This window comes from Mycobacterium sp. NS-7484 (assembly GCF_001953975.1).
Taxonomy (GTDB): Bacteria; Actinomycetota; Actinomycetes; order Mycobacteriales; family Mycobacteriaceae; genus Mycobacterium.
Genome location: NZ_MBEJ01000066.1, coordinates 55219 through 71615, shown reverse-complemented (window position 1 = coordinate 71615; position 16397 = coordinate 55219). Strand labels below are relative to the sequence as shown.

Genomic DNA, 16397 nt, shown 5'->3' with positions numbered 1-16397 from the left:
TGCCCGCCTATGAGCGACAATTCAGCGACAATCGCCGCGTGGGCACCATGGGCACCGTTTGTCACACGGTCATTCAGCACTTTTGCCACTCAAATACCAAAAGCCCCATACGACACGGATTTTGGGCTGTCCAGCTATCAGCGACAGAGTCGCTGGCATGCGGGCACTGGGCAGATGATGCCCATGGGGTAGGGGATACGTGAGTGGCATAATCGTTGAGCGACAATGGGTTTGCTGAGGCCTGTGTTGTGCTATGTGGCGATTGTCGCTGAATTGTCGCTCATAGGCGGGCACATCGGACACCCGCCAGGAATCCGTGACTCCAGCGCAGAGGGCAGCTCGCGCGGGAATCCGCACCGGCCACCCTGACCTCAGTACAGCAGTGTGCGCAGGTTTTCCTCGCTGTAGTACGCGTCGAGTTCGGCTTGGCTCTGGTCGGGTTTGAACGCCTTTGCCATCTGTGCCACCGAGGGCACCGCGGTAGGATTCCACGTTTCCGGCTTCCAGGCTTCCGAGCGCAGAAATGCCTTCGGGCAGTGGAAGAACACTTCTTGGATGTACGATCTCCAGGGCCAGGATCGGTCGCTTGCCATCGACGGCCATGGCGTCGAAATAGTCGGCATCGGAAAGGATTCGGGCGGTGCCGTTGATCCGCAGGGTGTCGCCGCGGCCGGGGATGACGAACACCGTGCCCACCTGCGGGCGTTGCAGCACGTTCAGGTAGCCGTCGACCCGCCGGTTGCCCGGCCGCTCCGGGATGGCGATCGTGGTGTCGTCCAGGATCTGGACGAAGCCCGGCGGATCTCCTTTCGGGGAGACGTCGACCCGTCCGTGCGCGTCGGTGGTGGCCACAAAGCCCAACGACGCCGCCTTGAGCCAGCCCTGCTGGGCGGGGGACAGTCGGTCGGTGACCTTGTTGGCGACGGCCGCGGTGGGCACTCCGACGATCTCGCGCAGTTGATCCATCGACGTCACTTCTCGGCGCATGGCTCCATCATGCCTGTGACTCAGTCGGTATACCGGGCGGCCAGTGCCCGCCGGTCGAGCTTGCCGATGCCGCGGCGGGGCAGCGCGTCGACGATGTGCACTTCCCGCGGTGCGGCAGTGGCGTCCAAGGTCTGCGTGACATGTGCGCGAAGTTCGGTCACATCCGGTGGCGTCGCGCCCGCGGTCAACACCAGCGCGGCCACCACCCGCTGGCCCAGTCGCGCATCGGGGACACCGAACACCGCGCACTCGGCGATTGCCGGATGGTCGGCCAACGCCGATTCGACCAGTTGCGGCAACACCGTCAGCCCGCCCGTGCTGACCGCGTCGTCCACCCGGCCCAGCACCCGCAACACGCCTGAATCATCCACGGCGCCAAGATCGTCGGTGCGGAACCAGCCGGGCTCGACGAAGGGGTCCGGGGTGATCGGGTTGCGGTAGCCCCTGGCCACGGTGGCCCCGCCCAACACGATGCGCGAAGCCGTGCCCGACGTCGCGGCGGCTCCGGTGAGACGCACCTTCACGCCGTCGAGCGGCACCCCGTCGTACACGCAGCCACCCGCTGTCTCGCTCATGCCGTAGGTGCGCACGACATGCACGCCGGCGGCCAGTGCACGCTCGGCCACCCCGGCAGGCATCGGCCCGCCACCGATCAGAACGGCATCGAGCTCGGCCAACGCCGCCGCGGCGTCCGCGTCGCGCAAGGCCTTGTCCAACTGCACGGCCACCAGCGAGGCGTACCGCCGACCGCTGCCCAAAGCCGCCACCGCCGAAGGCAAGTCGCTCGGTTCGAAGTTTGCCGGGCGGGCGACGGGCGTGGTGCCGGCCAGCGCGCTGCGCACCAGAACCTGCAACCCGGCGATGTGATGAGCGGGCAGGGCCAACAGCCATCGTCCGGTGCCGCCCAACCGCCGGTGGGTGGATTCGGCGCCGGCCCGCAACGCCGCCGCGGTCAGTTGGGCGCCTTTGGGCTCACCGGTGGTACCCGAGGTGGAGATCACCACTGCGATGTCGTCGTCGATAGCGTCGCCGACGCGCAAAGCGCTTGTGAGCAAAGCGCTCTGGCGCGGGTCGTCGGCCGGGACCGGCAGGATGGCCGGCCCGCGCTCGTTCAGGACCTCATCGAGCGCCGCCGACAAGACGTCCGGCGCGGAGCCGACGGAGACGGCACGTAAGACGGTTATGCCTGGCTCCCTGTCTCATTCGTGCCGTCCGCGTTGTGATCGGCGTCTCGCGAATCGTCGGAATCGACAGAATCTTCGGCGTCCTCGGCGTCGCGCGGATCATCCAACGGCCAGCCCTTGAGCGCGAGCCGCTCCCGCACCCGTTCGACGTCTTCGGCGCGGGGGAGCTCGTCGGTGACCTGGGTGATGAGCACGCCGATGTCGATGTGATCGAAATCACCGCGATCGATGAGATCCCGTGCGACGGCTTTGACTTCGTCGTTGGTCAGGCGGCGGGTCAGCAGGGCCAACAGCGGCACCCGGTCAGGTCCGGGCACCCCCTCCGGGTACCCGGCGTTCAGCCACGCCGCGATCTTGGCGAGAAATGCGTTCACTGAGCCCACTCCTGAAGGTCCACCCCGAGCCAGCCGCCTGTCGTCACGGGTTGAGCCGGCAGACGGCTTCGATGGTAATGGCGTCGACCGACTCTGGCTCGCAGTGAACCTATCGGCCACAGTGGCAACGGCAAACCGCCCCGGCGAACAATGTGGGTTGCCTGGGTGAACAGTGGGTGAACTCATCGACAGCGTAGTTGAAAACCCAGGTCAGCAAGGTGTTTCCGGCTGGTCAAAAACGCCTGCGGTCCTACAGAATTACGGCCATGAGCGCTGAGCTGATCGTCCTGGTGCTGTTGATCGCAACGGCACTGGTGTTCGACTTCACCAACGGCTTTCACGACACCGGCAATGCCATGGCCACCTCGATCGCCACCCGCGCTCTCAAGCCCAAGACGGCGGTGCTGCTGGCCGGGGTGCTGAACCTCGTCGGGGCGTTCCTGTCGGTCGAGGTCGCCATCACGGTGACGAGCTCGGTGCTGAAGATCCAGGACTCCAAGAGCGGCGCGCTGATCCCGTCGATCGACGCCTCGACCGGCCTGACCATCATCTTCGCCGGCCTCATCGGCGGCATCCTGTGGAACTTGCTCACCTGGTTGTTCGGCATCCCGTCGAGCTCGTCGCACGCGCTCTTCGGCGGGCTGATCGGCGCCGGCCTGGCCGCCATCGGCCTGGCCGGGGTGAACTGGAGCGGCGTCACCCAGAAGGTGCTCATCCCCGCGATCGCCGCTCCGGTGATCGCCTGCCTGGTGGCCGGCTGCGGCACCTGGCTGGTCTATCGCATCACCCGCAACGTCGCGCAGAAGCGTCGTGAAGCCGGCTTCCGCTGGGGGCAGATCGCCACTGCCTCGCTGGTTGCGCTGTCGCACGGCACCAACGACGCGCAGAAGACCATGGGCGTGATCGCGCTCGCGCTGATCACCACCGGCCACCTCAGCGGTGACGTCAAGAACAACGGGTTGCCGTTCTGGATCATCGCCTCCTGCGCGTTGGCCATCGGCCTGGGCACCTACATCGGCGGCTGGCGGGTGATCCGCACGCTGGGCAAGGGCCTGGTCGAGATCGAGTCGCCGCAGGGTCTGGCCGCCGAGGCGTCGTCGGCCGCGATCATCCTGAGCTCGAGCGCCGCCGGCATGGCGTTGTCGACCACCCACGTGGCGACCGGGTCGATCCTGGGCAGCGGTGTCGGCAAGCCCGGGGCAGAGGTGCGCTGGGCGGTTGCCGGTCGGATGGCGGTGGCGTGGCTGATCACGCTGCCGGCCGCTGGGATCGTCGGCGCGCTGGCGTTCTGGTTGTCTCACGGAGTCGAGTCGCTGACGTCTTCGGCGCTGGCCGGTGACGGTCTGATCTTCGGGTTGTTGGTCGCACTGTCGGCGTACATGTGGTGGCGGGCCCAGCAGCAGAAGGTGGACCACAGCAACGTCAACGCCGACTGGGACCACTCGACCAACTCGGTGGTGCCCGCCGATGTGCGCGATGCCGCCAAGCCCGACACCGCCAAGGGCACACACAATCCGGACAAGGCCGCGGTCTGATCGCAGACGTCGCAGACATGAGGGAACGCAAATGACTTATCTGGAAGCGATTTTCAAGGTTCTGGTGGTGGGCCTGGTCCTCGGAGCCGGTCTGCCTGCGGTGTTCGCCGCCGGGCTGGTGGCGTTCTCCAACGGCGACGGCGGCACCAATGCCGACGGCACCACGCAGGCGCCCAACCCGGCGCTCAAGTTTCTCGGGATGGCGTTGTTCGTTCTGGTCGGGCTGGTGATCCTGGTTGCCATCGCCTGGATCACCCGGACCACGATCATCCACCACACCGGTGTTGACCTGTTCCCGTTCCTGCCCAGGAAGTGAGCTGATTGACCATGGGTGAGTCGACGAGCGTTTTGGACAGCGTGCTGGGCTGGCTTCGCGCCGGCTATCCCGAGGGGGTCCCGCACAAGGACCACTTCGCCCTGCTGGCCCTGTTGACCCGGACGTTGACCGAAGACGAGGTGGTCCAGGCCACCCACGACATCCTGCGATCCAGCAACGGCGAGAGCCCGGTGACCGACGACGCCATCCGCATCGCGGTGCGCAGCGTCATCGAGAAGGACCCCAACCCCGAAGAGGTCAACCAGGTCGCGGCCCGGTTGGCGTCGGTGGGTTGGCCGCTGGCGACGCCGGTGCGCTGAGGGCCCACCTGAGGCCGGCTGTTGACTTTGAATCCACGCACATTGCTACTCGAACAAGTGCAGCGTCAGTTCCAAGTCAACGCGTATCCCGGCGCAACGGGTGGGTTTCGGGCACCTGCACGAAGATCAAGGTGATGTCGTCGGGATCGGTCACGTGCATCTCATGTAGACCCCACGGCTCCTGCATGGCAGCCCGGGCGATCGCCACTCCGCGGCCTTCCAGTTCGGCCTGGGTGGCGTAGACGTCACGCACCTGCAACCACAACGCCCCGGGGAATACACCGGATTCGGTGGGGCTGTGATGACCGGCCAGCTCGATCAGTGACTGCCCGGCGTAAAAGACTGTGCCGGCACCGTATTCGCGCGCGATGGCCAGACCGATCCCGTCGCGGTAGAACTCGACCGACTTCGGGTAATCGACCGGCCGGATCAACATCCTGCTGGCCAGGATTTCCATGACCCTTGTCTACCACCGCGTCTGGACCGGCCGCGGCAGGACACGTCAGGCCGGCTGGACGCGTTGTCGTTTCATCACCGCATCGACCAGTGCCGGGGCCACGGTGTTCAGGGCCTTGGCCGTCACCGCCATGCGTGGGGCGATCTGCACCGGGCGGGTACGCGCCGCGGTCAGCATCCAGTCGGCGGCCTCCGATGCCGACAACCCGGGCAGGCCGTCGTAGGCGCGGGTGGGAGCGATCATCGGGGTCTTCACCAGCGGGTAGTACAGCGTCGTGGATTTCACGCCGACGGCCGACCATTCGGTTTCGATGACCCGGCTGACCGCGGCCAGCGCGGCCTTCGACGCGTTGTACACCGCGAACAGCGGGGCGGATTCGTTCATCACGCCCCAGGTGGCGACGTTGATGATGTGGCCGTCACGGCGTTCCCGCATGCCCGGGGCCAGACCGCGGATCAGGCGTAGCGGCGAGTAGTAGTTGAGCGTCATGGTGCGCTCGACGTCGTGCCAGCGGTCCAGCGACTCGGCCAGCGGACGCCGGATCGACCGGCCCGCGTTGTTGATCAGAATGTCGACGCCGCCGAAATCGCGCTCCACGGTGGCGACCAATTCGTCGATGGCGTCCAGGTCGGATAGGTCGACCGCGTGCGCACACGCGGTGCCCCCGGTGGCGGTGATCCGCTCCACCAGGGCATCGAGCAGTTCGGCACGGCGGGCCACCGCGATCACGGTCGCCCCGCGGGCGGCGAACTTCTCGGCCGCGGCCTCACCGATGCCCGAGGAGGCGCCGGTCAGCAGGATGCGCTTGCCGGTGATGTCGATGTCGTCGCGGGCGCCAAGCGTGTCGATCAGAGACGGTCGCATGCTCGTCAACAGCAGCTGATCGGACAGCCGGCGCAGCGGGTTCTTGCTCATCCGCCGAGTGTAGGGAGTGATTTCGGTGCGTTTGGTAACGCCTACCGTTACCAAACGCACCGAAGTCGCTCAGAAGTAGCGGGGGAACGGGGTCCAGTCCGGATCCCGCTTCTCCAGGAACGCGTCTCGGCCTTCGACGGCTTCGTCGGTCATGTACGCCAAACGCGTTGCCTCCCCGGCGAATACCTGTTGGCCCACCAGGCCATCGTCGATCAGGTTGAACGAGAACTTGAGCATCCGGATGGCTTGCGGGGACTTGCCGTTGATCTCGGCCGCCCACTGCAGGCCCACGGATTCCAACTCGGCGTGATCGACGACGTCGTTGACCGCACCCATCTGATGCATGGTCTCGGCGTCGTAGGCCCGGCCGAGGAAGAAGATCTCGCGGGCGAACTTCTGCCCGGCCTGCCGGGCCAGATAGGCGCTGCCGAACCCGCCGTCGAAGCTGCCCACGTCGGCGTCGGTCTGCTTGAACCGGGCGTGCTGGCGGCTGGCCAGCGTCAGGTCACAGGTGACGTGCAGGCTGTGCCCACCGCCGGCGGCCCAGCCGTTGACCAGGCAGATCACCACCTTCGGCATGAACCGGATGAGCCGCTGCACCTCGAGGATGTGCAACCGGCCGGCCCGCGCCGGATCGACGGTCTCGGCCGTTTCCCCGGCCGCGTACTGGTACCCGGACCGCCCGCGGATGCGCTGATCGCCACCGGAGCAGAAGGCCCAGCCGCCGTCCTTGGTCGACGGGCCGTTGCCGGTCAACAACACCACGCCCACATCGGGTGACATCCGGGCATGGTCGAGCACGCGGTACAGCTCGTCGACGGTGTGCGGCCGGAAGGCATTGCGTACCTCGGGCCGGTCGAACGCCACCCGCACCGTGGGCTGCTTGGCGCCGTCGGCGACATGGCGGTGATAGGTGATGTCGGTCAGATCGTCGAAGCCGGGTACCGGCTCCCACACGGTCGGGTCGAACGGGTTGTCTGCACTCACGTGCTCGACTGTAGAGCGAGCCTGTCCAGAGGTTTCACAGGTACCGCCGCCGGGTACGAAACCTGGCGCGATGATGCGTATGGCGCATCACCAGACGAGAGAGGGCCACGATGAAGAAGTTGGCAGGTGTGTTGTTCTCGGGGTTGGTTGCAGGATCGGTACTCGTCGGTTGCTCACCCGAGGTCACCGGTGGGGACACCAAGTGCAAGGACTTCATTGGGCAGGACGAGCAGACGCAGAACGACGCGGTGGCCAAGATGCTCAAGGACGAGAAGGGCACGGATGCCGCGCAGCTGGAGATCACCGGTACCAGGCTGGCGGTGCAGACCTTCTGTCAGACGACGGGCAAGCAGGACTCCAAGATCAAGGAGGCCCCGCACCTGAGCTGACGCCGGGTCAGACCGGGTCCAGCCGGAACACCGGACACCGCCCGGCGAGGGCTTCGAACTCGTCGGGATGGGGCCCGGTCACCAACCCGGCGTTACGCATGAAACCCACCCCGGTGGGGACCAACACCGGGAATTGACGCAGCAGCGGCCGGGCTTGCTCGGCGGGGATCTCCACCATGCGCACCCGTTGGTCACGACGACCTTGGTGCACCGTGGCCTCGCCGGCGGCCCGGGCGTTGGCGGCCCAGTCACCTCCGGGCAGGCCGGCGACGATGTAGCGGTGGCCGTCGACGGTCATCGGGGTGACCGGCGTCGAGCGCGGCTTGCCGGTCTTGCGGCCCGGCACTGTGAGCACCACCGGGCCCTTGTCACCGCCGACGCCGAGCTTGTTCAGCCCGATCATCACCTTGTTGACGTACTTCAGCCACCATGGCGGCCGGATGCGCTCGTCAGCCATGGCCCCAGACTAGGCGCGGGGCCGGACAAGCTCACCCGATCGCGCGGGCAGCGCCCTCCCAGAACTGGGCCCGGACGGCCTTCTTGTCGGGCTTGCCCAGCGCGGTCACCGGCACCGAGTCCACCACGATCACCTGCTTGGGTGATTGCACCGAGCCCTTGCGTTCCTTGACCGCGGCCTGGATCTCTGCGGTGACGCGAGCCACGGCCTCGTCGTCGGATGCGGCGTCGGGGCGCAGCACGATCACCGCGGTCACCGCCTCGCCCCACTTCTCGTCGGGAGTGCCGATCACGCACACCTGCGCCACCGAAGGATGTTCGGCCACAACATCTTCCACCTCACGCGGGAACACGTTGAAGCCACCGGTGACGATCATGTCCTTGACTCGGTCGACGATGAACCAGTAGCCGTCCTCGTCTTCGCGCGCCATGTCGCCGGTGTGCAGCCAGCCGTCTTTGAAGGTGTCGGCGGTGGCGTCGGGCAGCTTCCAGTAGCCGCCGGCCAGCAGGGGACCGGACACACAGATCTCACCGACCTCGCCGCGCGGCACCGGGTTGCCCTCGGGGTCCAGCAGGGCGGTGCGGGCGAACAGCGTGGGCCGCCCGCAGGACGTCAGCCGCTTTTCGTCGTGGTCCTTCTTGCCGAGGTAGGAGATCACCATGGGGGCCTCGGACTGGCCGTAGTACTGCGCGAAGATCGGCCCGAACCGCTTGAGCGCCTCGGCCAGCCGCACCGGGTTCATCGCCGAGGCGCCGTAGTAGACGGTCTCCAGCGAGGACAGGTCGCGGGTGTGCGAGTCGGGGTGGTCCATCAGGGCGTAGATCATCGACGGCACCAGCATGGTCGCGGTGATGCGCCGTTCCTCGATGACGCGCAGCACCTCGGCCGGGTCGAACTTGGGCAGCACGATCATTTCGCCACCCTTGACGATGGTCGGCACGAAGAACGCCGCACCGGCATGCGACAGCGGGGTGCACATCAAGAACCGCGGGTTCTCCGGCCATTCCCATTCGGCCAGCTGGATCGTCGTCATGGTGGTGATCGAGCGCACCGTGCCCATCACGCCCTTGGGCTTGCCGGTGGTGCCACCGGTGTAGGTGAGTCCGCCGATGTGGTCCGGGTCGAGATCGGCGGCGACCAGCGGCACGGGCGGGTACTTGGCGGCCTCGGCCACCAGGTCGACGCCGACGCCTTCCAACGCCGACGGCACCGGGCCGATCGTCAGCACCTGGCGCAGCGTCGGCACCTTCTCCAGCAGGCCAAGGGCCCGGTCCACGAACGCCGGAGTGGGATCGATGATCAACGTCGTCACCTCGGCGTCGGACAGCACATAGGCGTGGTCGTCCAGCGAGCCGAGAGGGTGTAGTGCGGTACGCCGGTAGCCCTGGGTCTGCCCGGCGCCGATGATCATCAGCACCTCGGGCCGGTTCAGCGACAGCAGGCCGACGCCTTCGCCGGCTCCGGCGCCGAGCGCCTCGAAGGCCTGGATGTACTGGCTGATGCGTTCTGCCAGCTCACCACCGGTCAGGGTGGTGTCTCCGAGGAACAGCACCGGCTTGTCCTTGTTGCGCTTGAGTGCGCCGACGGTGAGGTGGCCGGAATGGATGGGATGGTGCAGCGCATCACTCATGACCTACAGACTAGAACGTGTTCCAGAAATTGCGGAGCCGATCCCCGGTATGGGTTGTAACGCCGGGCCGATCATGATCGAAAAGCAGGTAGCGCTCTACTCACGTCGTCGCTGGTGGAGCCGCTTAATCTCCACATTTGGGGGCGGGAGCCAGGCCCCGGCGGGTTAGGGACCGCCGGGGCCTGTGCCCGGACCAGCGGCCGGCGCGCCGGTGACACGGATTTTCACCGGAGTTCCGCGCGCACCGCCGCCAGCCCCTAGCATCCGAGCATGACCCGCCCGATCGAGTCGGCCGACCTTGTCCTCTACGGCACCATCCTCACCGTCGACCCGGCCCGTCCGACGGCAGATGCCCTGGCGGTGTCCGGTGGCCGCATCGTTGCCCTGGGTACCCGGGCCGAGGTGGCCGACTGGGTGGGGGAGCGCACCGACGTGCGTGAGGTCGACGGCTGTGTCCTGCCGGGTTTCATTGAGGCGCATGGTCATCCGTTGATGGAGGCAGTGGCGTTGTCCGGGCGTATCGCCGACATCCGGCCGGTCACCTTGGCGACCGCCGAGGAGGTGCTCGACGCGGTCCGTATCGAGGTGGCGCGCCGTGGGGCCGACGGGGCGTTTCTCAACGGCTGGGACCCGTTGTTGCAGAACGGTTTACCCGAGCCGACGCTTGCGTGGCTCGACAGCATCGCCGACACACCGCTGGTGATCGTGCACAACTCGGGGCACAAGGCGTACTTCAACACGGCCGCCGCCCGGCGGGCCGGGATCACCAAGGACACCCCGGACCCCAAAGGCGCAAAGTTCGGTCGCACCGCCGACGGTGAGCTGGACGGCACCGCGGAGGAGACCGCGGCGGTGTTCCCGTTGTTGGGTGATGCCATCTCCGCCAAGGATTTCCCGGCGATGCTGGCTGCCGAATGCGCCCGGCTCAACGAGGCCGGCCTGACCACCTGCTCGGAGATGGCGTTCGATCCGATGTTCCGGCCGCTGCTTGCGCAACTGCACGATCAGTTGACGGTGCGGTTGCGCACGTACGAAATGTCCACCGCCGCACTGCATACCGATGCCCGCCCGTTCGACGGTGATGACACCGTGCGTCAGGTGGGCATCAAGATCTGGGTCGACGGCTCACCCTGGGTCGGCAACATCGACCTGACCTTCCCGTACCTGGACACCGACGCCACCCGCACGATCGGTGTGCGGCCGGGATCGTGCGGGCACGCCAACTACACGAAAGAGCAGCTTTCGGAGATCGTCGGCACGTTCTTCCCGCAGGGCTGGCAGATGGCCTGTCACGTGCACGGCGACGCCGGGGTGGACACGATCCTCGACGTCTACCAGGACGCTCTGCAGCGCTGGCCCCGAAACGATCACCGGTTGCGGCTGGAACACGTCGGCGCCATCACACCCGCCCAGTTGCAGCGTGCCCATGCCCTCGGGGTCACCTGCAGCCTGTTCGTCGATCAGATCCACTACTGGGGCGACATCCTGGTCGACGGGCTCTTCGGTCCGGAACGAGGGGAACGGTGGATGCCTGCGGGCTCCGCGGTGGCCACCGGCATGCGCATCTCCCTGCACAACGATCCGCCGGTTACCCCGGAGGAACCACTGCGCAACATCAGCGTCGCCGTCACGCGTGCCGCGCCCAGCGGTCGGGTGCTCGCGCCGGAGGAGCGGCTCACCGTCGAGCAGGCGTTGCGGGCGCAGACCATCGATGCGGCATGGCAGTTGTTTGCCGACGACGTGGTCGGCTCACTGGAGGTCGGCAAGTATGCCGACCTGGTGATCGTGTCCGACGACCCACGTGCGACGGCCCCGGAAAGCATTGCTGACCTGGAGGTTCGGGCCACTTTTCTGGCGGGTCGCCAGGTTTATCCGAAAGTCGGCTGACGGTTCGCTCTATATTTCCCGTTCCCAGCGGAGTAGTTTCGCGTCCATACGTGTGCGCGAGATGTGGGGGCAGCCATGGTGCACGGACGTACATTGCCGAGAACATCTGAATACCGTCGCGGGGCAGTGCTTCTGACCGCCCTGGCGGTGGCGGTGACGATCGGTCTGCTCGGGCCGCCGCCCAAGGCGCAGGCGTGGTCGAGGGCCGGGCTGCCGGTCGAGACGATCTCGGTGCCGTCGGCGTCGATGGGTCGCGACATCAAGGTGCAGTTCCAGGGTGGTGGCCCCCATGCGGTGTATCTGTTGGACGGGCTGCGCGCCCGCGACGACTTCAACGGCTGGGATATCGAGACTCCGGCGTTCGAGTGGTTCTACCAATCCGGCCTGTCGGTGGTCATGCCGGTCGGTGGAATGTCGAGCTTCTACACGGACTGGTATCAGCCGGCGGCCGGCAACGGCGGGGTGTGGACGTACAAGTGGGAGACGTTCCTGACCAGCGAGCTTCCGCAGTGGCTGGCCGCCAACCGGAAGGTGTCGAGCAGCGGTAACGCCGTGGTCGGGCTGTCCATGTCGGGTAACTCCGCGATGATCCTGGCCGCGTATCACCCGCAGCAGTTCATCTATGCGGGGTCCTTGTCGGCGTTCCTGAATCCGTCGGCAGGGCCATGGCCCGGCTTGATCGGACTCGCCATGGGTGATGCCGGCGGCTTCAGCCCCAACGCCATGTGGGGCCCGCCGGGGGATCCGGCGTGGGCGCGCAACGATCCGACGATTCAGGTGGGACGGCTGGTGGCCAACCACACCCGCATCTGGGTGTACTGCGGCTCGGGGACACCGGGCGAGTTGGGCGGCGGTGACCTGCCGGCCACATTCCTGGAAGGCTCTGCGCTGCAAAGCAATTTGAACTTCCGCGATCAGTACATCGCGGCCGGCGGGAACAACGCCGTGTTCAACTTCCCGCCGACCGGTACCCACACCTGGGGCTACTGGGGTGCGCAGCTGCAGGCGATGAAGCCGGACATCCAACGGGTGCTCGGTGCCGCTTAGGCATCATTGAACGCGTGCCCACGCTTGACGACGTCCTGGACCGCCTGCATGTCGTCGCCCTCCCGATGCGGGTGCGCTTCCGCGGCATCACGGTGCGCGAGGTGGCGCTGATCGACGGCCCGGCCGGGTGGGGTGAGTTCGGCGCGTTCCTCGAGTACGAGCCGCCGGAGGCCGCGGCCTGGCTGGCCGCCGGGATCGAGGCGGCGTATCACCCGGCGCCCCCGGTGTACCGCGATCGCATCCCCATCAACGCCACGGTGCCCGCGGTGCCGGCCGCCCAGGTGCCGGACGTGTTGGCCCGGTTCCCCGGTGCACGGACGGCCAAGGTCAAGGTGGCCGAGCCCGGACAGACGCTGGCCGACGACGTCGCGCGCGTCAACGCCGTGCGCGCACAGGTGCCGGTGGTGCGGGTGGATGCCAACGGCGGCTGGACGCTGCCGCAGGCGGTTGCCGCGGCCGCGGCACTGACTGCCGACGGCCCGTTGGAGTACCTCGAGCAGCCCTGTTCGACGGTCGACGAGTTGGCGACCCTGCGCGCTCAGGTGGACGTCCCGATCGCCGCCGACGAGTCGATCCGCAAGGCCGACGATCCGCTGCGCGTGGTGCGGGCCCGAGCCGCCGACGTCGCAGTGCTCAAAGTCGCTCCGCTGGGCGGGGTTTCGCGCATGCTCGACATCGCCGCGCAGATCGACATCCCGATCGTGGTGTCCAGCGCGTTGGATTCCGCGGTCGGTATTGCCCGCGGGCTGTCGGCCGCCGCCGCGTTGCCGGAGTTGCGGCACGCCTGCGGCCTCGGCACCGGTGGGTTTTTCATCGAGGACGTCGCCGAAATGCCGTTACCCGTCGACGGGCACTTGCCGGTCGAGGCGGTCGTCCCGGACCCGGCCCGGCTGTCGGCTTTGGCTGCGACGCCGCAGCGGCGGCGGTGGTGGATCGAGCGGGTGCGGGAGTGCTACGCGCTCGGGACCCTCGGGGCGAAACTGGGGTAGGCCTCTACTCTAAGTAAGCTCGCCCGACCGTTCGAGACTTGCGGTATGACTCGATTTCGCGTCAGCATCATGGATCCCACGATCGCGTCCCGCACACCCGAGAAGCCCTGATCATGGGCGGGTTACAGGTCGGCCTGCTCGATCTCATCACGGCGAGCAAGCCGTCGGCGGACGCCTTTACCCGCGCCAGTTATCTGTCCGGTGTCGGTCTCGGGGTGGACTCCTTCTGGGTGCCTGATCACCTCAATGCGATCTTCCCGCGGGCGCTGTGGCAGCCGAAATATTGTGCGGCGGCGAGGGTGGCTCCGTCGGTCGACGCCTGCATGGAGCCCTGGACGATGTTGGGCCGCATCGCGGCGCGAAACCGAATCGCCCGGCTGCCGTTGGGTATCTGTGTCACCGACGCCGGGCGCCGGAATCCCGCGGTCACCGCGCAAGCCGCCGCGACGATGCAACTGTTGACCAAGGGGCGGTTCATTTTCGGGATCGGCCCGGGTGAGCGGGAGGGAAATGAACCCTACGGGGTGGACTGGGCGCGGCCGGTGGCCCGCTTCGACGAGGCGATGGCCACGATCCGTGCTCTGTGGGACTCGAAAGGTGAACTCGTCAACCGGGATTCACCGTTCTTCCCGCTACGAAACGCGGTCTTCGACCTACCGCCGTACCGCGGCAAATACCCGCCCATCTGGGTGGCCGCGCACGGGCCGAGGATGCTGCGGCTTGCCGGCCGGTACGGCGACGGGTTCTTCCCGGCGTTCCCTCATTCTCCTCAGGATTACGCCCAACGGTTGGACGTGGTGCGTGGGGCCGCCTCCGATGCGGGCCGTGATCCCATGGCCATCACCCCGGCACTGCTGCTGATGGTGGTGACCGCGCGGACTCGTGGCGAAATCGACGACGCCCTGGAATCTGAGGTGATGAAGGCCGGTTGTCTGACCGCATCCGATGAGTACTTCGCCCAGCGGGGTGCGCAACACCCGTTGGGAGTGGGTTTCTCTGGCGGACAGGACATTCTGCCGCAAGACTGGGACGAGCAGACGGCGCTCTCGCACATCAAGGGCATCACGCCCGATCTGATGCGCGATATGGGGTTGGTCGGTACGCCCGACGAGGTCTTGGATCGCGTTGCCGAGTGGCGCGATTGCGGGGTGCGCCATCTGGTGTTGACCAATGGCGGCCTGCTTCAGCGTAGTTTGCGGCGCGGTGTGGCGACGCTGCCCCCGTTCTACCGGGTCGTGCGGGGCATCAAGAAAATGTAGCGCCACACCTGTCGCATCAGTACCGCCGAGGTGCTCGGTGTGTGATCGGGGATTGCAGTATCGCCGGTGATATCAGGTTTTGAGAGTGGTCATGCCTTTGGAGAGGGCCGGATTGTGAAGGTGTGACGCCACATTGGTCACATCAGTACCGCCAAGGTGCTCGGTGTGTGATCGGAGAATGCAGTATCGCCGGCGATATCACCTTTTGAGAGTGGACATGCCTTTGGAAACAGATCGCTCCTAAAACAGGTCCAATGACATCGACGGGCGGCCCGAGAGTTTATGGATCATCCACTGGTTCAACGACATTCTCTGCTCGGCGGCCTCCACTGCCAGCTTGGCATGCAATACCGGCGGAAGGCGCACCAGGAATTTGCCGCTGTAGTGGTGGTCGGTCAATGAGGCGGGCGGTGTCTCATCATCGGCCTGGAGGAGCGCCACCTCCTCCGCGACCTTCTTCTCCACAGCGGCGACAGCCTCGTGCGCGGTGGATCCCCTCGCCGAGAGGTTCGGGAACTCCAGGCACAGGCCCAGGTAATAGCGGTCATCGGGCATCCAGTGCGCACGGTACGTGTACTCGGTCATGTCGACGATCATCGCCACACCCGCCGACATAAACCTCGTGTCCTGATTTGTGGGGTACATGGCGTAGACGCCATCAGCGGAATCGCCAACACTGAAGACGTGACGCGATCGGTGGTGATCCTGGGCTATGCCGGCGTGCAGGCATTGGACCTGGCGGGCCCGTTCGACGTGTTCGCCACCGCGACGCTGTGCCTGGCCGGTCTGGGCCGCGCTGACGACGGCTATGCCGTCACGTTGGCATCCGTCGACGGCCAGTCGGTCACCACCCTCACCGGGTTGGAGTTCGTCGCCGCTGCACCACCGGATCCGCACACGCCCATCGACACGATCGTCATCCCGGGCGGCGTTGGCGCCGACACCGCCCGCAACAACCCCGCCGTCATCGACTGGATCAGCACCGCCTCGCGCAATGCCCGCCGCGTCGTCAGCGTCTGCACCGGTGCGTTCATTGCCGCGCAGGCCGGCCTGCTCGACGGTTGCCCCGCCACCACCCACTGGGCATTCGCCGACCGTATGGCCGATGAATTCCCCAGCGTCGCAGTCGATCCGGAGCCGATCTTCGTCCGCAGTTCGGAGCGGATGTGGACGGCTGCCGGGGTGACCGCAGGAATCGACCTGTCACTGTCGCTTGTCGAGGACGACTACGGCACCGAGGTCGCCCAGACCGTCGCGCGGTACCTGGTGCTGTACCTGCGTCGGCCCGGTGGTCAGACGCAGTTCGCCGCCCCGGTGTGGATGCCGCGGGCCAAACGTGCCCCGATCCGTGAGGTCCAGGAGGCCATCGAGGCTGAACCCGGTGGCGCTCATAGTGTTTCCGCGCTGGCCCGACGCGCCGCGATGAGCCCGCGGCACTTCACCAGGGTGTTCACCGACGAGGTCGGCGAGGCGCCCGGCGCCTACGTCGAACGCATCCGCACCGACGCCGCGCGCCGCCAGCTCGAGGAATCCGACGACACCGTCACCGTCATCGCCGCCCGCTGCGGGTTCGGCACCGCCGAGACCATGAGGCGCAATTTCGTTCGGCGTCTGGGTGTTTCGCCGGATCAGTATCGACGAACGTTCACTTGAGAGGATTAGCA

The 16397-nt window shown here is 66.8% G+C and carries 17 protein-coding genes and 1 pseudogene; 9 read left to right on the top strand and 9 right to left on the bottom strand.

Annotated elements, in window-relative coordinates; genetic code table 11:
• Positions 1-371 precede the first annotated feature (371 nt).
• From A5733_RS11815 to A5733_RS11805, 3 genes and pseudogenes are all read right to left on the bottom strand, one after another.
• Positions 372-987 (bottom strand): annotated as a pseudogene (locus tag A5733_RS11815) (pyridoxamine 5'-phosphate oxidase family protein).
• 20 nt (positions 988-1007) lie between these two features.
• On the bottom strand, positions 1008-2126 hold the full coding sequence (menE, locus tag A5733_RS11810) for an o-succinylbenzoate--CoA ligase (RefSeq protein ID WP_076240242.1): 1119 nt from the start codon (positions 2124-2126) through the stop codon (positions 1008-1010).
• Between the two features lie 41 nt (positions 2127-2167).
• Positions 2168-2545 carry a DUF3349 domain-containing protein gene (locus A5733_RS11805; protein ID WP_076240251.1) on the bottom strand — a complete coding sequence of 126 codons (378 nt, stop codon included), beginning with the start codon at positions 2543-2545 and terminating at the stop codon, positions 2168-2170.
• Between the two features lie 266 nt (positions 2546-2811).
• On the opposite strand from A5733_RS11805, the gene A5733_RS11800 reads away from it, so the two are divergent.
• Genes A5733_RS11800 through A5733_RS11790 form a run of 3 tightly spaced genes read left to right on the top strand, consistent with a single transcriptional unit; the run spans position 2812 to position 4716 of the window.
• Positions 2812-4080: an inorganic phosphate transporter gene (locus A5733_RS11800; RefSeq protein ID WP_067766565.1), complete on the top strand. Its 1269-nt coding sequence runs from the start codon at positions 2812-2814 to the stop codon at positions 4078-4080.
• Between the two features lie 31 nt (positions 4081-4111).
• A complete protein-coding gene (locus A5733_RS11795) occupies positions 4112-4396 on the top strand; it encodes a hypothetical protein (RefSeq protein ID WP_067766568.1) in 285 nt (94 codons plus the stop codon).
• Between the two features lie 11 nt (positions 4397-4407).
• Entirely contained in the window at positions 4408-4716 is a 309-nt protein-coding gene (locus A5733_RS11790; protein WP_067766570.1) for a DUF3349 domain-containing protein, read from the top strand.
• A gap of 76 nt (positions 4717-4792) precedes the next feature.
• Here A5733_RS11790 and A5733_RS11785 read toward each other — a convergent pair whose 3' ends face one another.
• The 3 genes from A5733_RS11785 to A5733_RS11775 form a co-directional block, all read right to left on the bottom strand.
• Positions 4793-5173, bottom strand: coding sequence for a VOC family protein (locus A5733_RS11785; protein WP_076240241.1), 381 nt, complete (start codon positions 5171-5173; stop codon positions 4793-4795).
• A 45-nt stretch (positions 5174-5218) separates the two neighbouring features.
• Positions 5219-6088, bottom strand: coding sequence for an SDR family oxidoreductase (locus A5733_RS11780; protein WP_076240240.1), 870 nt, complete (start codon positions 6086-6088; stop codon positions 5219-5221).
• A 69-nt stretch (positions 6089-6157) separates the two neighbouring features.
• Positions 6158-7075: a 1,4-dihydroxy-2-naphthoyl-CoA synthase gene (locus A5733_RS11775; protein WP_076240239.1), complete on the bottom strand. Its 918-nt coding sequence runs from the start codon at positions 7073-7075 to the stop codon at positions 6158-6160.
• Between the two features lie 110 nt (positions 7076-7185).
• Here A5733_RS11775 and A5733_RS11770 point away from each other — a divergent pair, with 110 nt between their 5' ends.
• A complete protein-coding gene (locus tag A5733_RS11770) occupies positions 7186-7464 on the top strand; it encodes a hypothetical protein (protein WP_067766582.1) in 279 nt (92 codons plus the stop codon).
• A 7-nt stretch (positions 7465-7471) separates the two neighbouring features.
• Here A5733_RS11770 and A5733_RS11765 read toward each other — a convergent pair whose 3' ends face one another.
• Both A5733_RS11765 and fadD8 read right to left on the bottom strand, forming a co-directional pair.
• The gene (locus A5733_RS11765) at positions 7472-7921 is read right to left on the bottom strand and encodes a nitroreductase family deazaflavin-dependent oxidoreductase (RefSeq protein ID WP_067766585.1); all 450 of its coding nucleotides are present in this window, start codon (positions 7919-7921) and stop codon (positions 7472-7474) included.
• Positions 7922-7952: 31 nt separating this feature from the next.
• Positions 7953-9551 (bottom strand): fatty-acid--CoA ligase FadD8, encoded by a 1599-nt coding sequence (gene fadD8 / locus A5733_RS11760; protein ID WP_076240238.1) that lies wholly within the window; start codon positions 9549-9551, stop codon positions 7953-7955.
• Positions 9552-9833: 282 nt separating this feature from the next.
• Here fadD8 and A5733_RS11755 point away from each other — a divergent pair, with 282 nt between their 5' ends.
• The 4 genes from A5733_RS11755 (at position 9834) to A5733_RS11740 (ending at position 14733) form a co-directional block, all read left to right on the top strand.
• A complete protein-coding gene (locus A5733_RS11755; RefSeq protein WP_142253947.1) occupies positions 9834-11438 on the top strand; it encodes an amidohydrolase in 1605 nt (534 codons plus the stop codon).
• A gap of 75 nt (positions 11439-11513) precedes the next feature.
• On the top strand, positions 11514-12485 hold the full coding sequence (locus A5733_RS11750) for an esterase family protein (RefSeq protein WP_067766593.1): 972 nt from the start codon (positions 11514-11516) through the stop codon (positions 12483-12485).
• A 5-nt stretch (positions 12486-12490) separates the two neighbouring features.
• Positions 12491-13474: an o-succinylbenzoate synthase gene (locus tag A5733_RS11745; protein WP_369830929.1), complete on the top strand. Its 984-nt coding sequence runs from the start codon at positions 12491-12493 to the stop codon at positions 13472-13474.
• Between the two features lie 113 nt (positions 13475-13587).
• Complete coding sequence (locus A5733_RS11740) at positions 13588-14733, top strand: LLM class flavin-dependent oxidoreductase (RefSeq protein ID WP_076240235.1); 1146 nt, start codon at positions 13588-13590, stop codon at positions 14731-14733.
• Positions 14734-14973: 240 nt separating this feature from the next.
• Here the strand turns inward: A5733_RS11740 and A5733_RS11735 are convergent, their stop codons facing one another.
• On the bottom strand, positions 14974-15330 hold the full coding sequence (locus A5733_RS11735) for a type II toxin-antitoxin system HicB family antitoxin (RefSeq protein ID WP_233152674.1): 357 nt from the start codon (positions 15328-15330) through the stop codon (positions 14974-14976).
• Positions 15331-15417: 87 nt separating this feature from the next.
• On the opposite strand from A5733_RS11735, the gene A5733_RS11730 reads away from it, so the two are divergent.
• Entirely contained in the window at positions 15418-16386 is a 969-nt protein-coding gene (locus A5733_RS11730) for a GlxA family transcriptional regulator (protein WP_198938776.1), read from the top strand.
• Positions 16387-16397 lie beyond the last annotated feature (11 nt).

Excerpts from the sequence above, each read along its gene's own strand:
- A5733_RS11800 (WP_067766565.1), top strand. The coding sequence starts at position 2,812 with ATGAGCGCTGAGCTGATCGTCCTGGTGCTGTTGATCGCAACGGCACTG.
- A5733_RS11795 (WP_067766568.1), top strand. The coding sequence starts at position 4,112 with ATGACTTATCTGGAAGCGATTTTCAAGGTTCTGGTGGTGGGCCTGGTC.
- A5733_RS11790 (WP_067766570.1), top strand. The coding sequence starts at position 4,408 with ATGGGTGAGTCGACGAGCGTTTTGGACAGCGTGCTGGGCTGGCTTCGC.
- A5733_RS11785 (WP_076240241.1), bottom strand. The coding sequence starts at position 5,173 with ATGGAAATCCTGGCCAGCAGGATGTTGATCCGGCCGGTCGATTACCCG.
- A5733_RS11780 (WP_076240240.1), bottom strand. The coding sequence starts at position 6,088 with ATGAGCAAGAACCCGCTGCGCCGGCTGTCCGATCAGCTGCTGTTGACG.
- A5733_RS11770 (WP_067766582.1), top strand. The coding sequence starts at position 7,186 with ATGAAGAAGTTGGCAGGTGTGTTGTTCTCGGGGTTGGTTGCAGGATCG.
- A5733_RS11765 (WP_067766585.1), bottom strand. The coding sequence starts at position 7,921 with ATGGCTGACGAGCGCATCCGGCCGCCATGGTGGCTGAAGTACGTCAAC.
- fadD8 (WP_076240238.1), bottom strand. The coding sequence starts at position 9,551 with ATGAGTGATGCGCTGCACCATCCCATCCATTCCGGCCACCTCACCGTC.
- A5733_RS11750 (WP_067766593.1), top strand. The coding sequence starts at position 11,514 with ATGGTGCACGGACGTACATTGCCGAGAACATCTGAATACCGTCGCGGG.
- A5733_RS11740 (WP_076240235.1), top strand. The coding sequence starts at position 13,588 with ATGGGCGGGTTACAGGTCGGCCTGCTCGATCTCATCACGGCGAGCAAG.
- A5733_RS11735 (WP_233152674.1), bottom strand. The coding sequence starts at position 15,330 with ATGATCGTCGACATGACCGAGTACACGTACCGTGCGCACTGGATGCCC.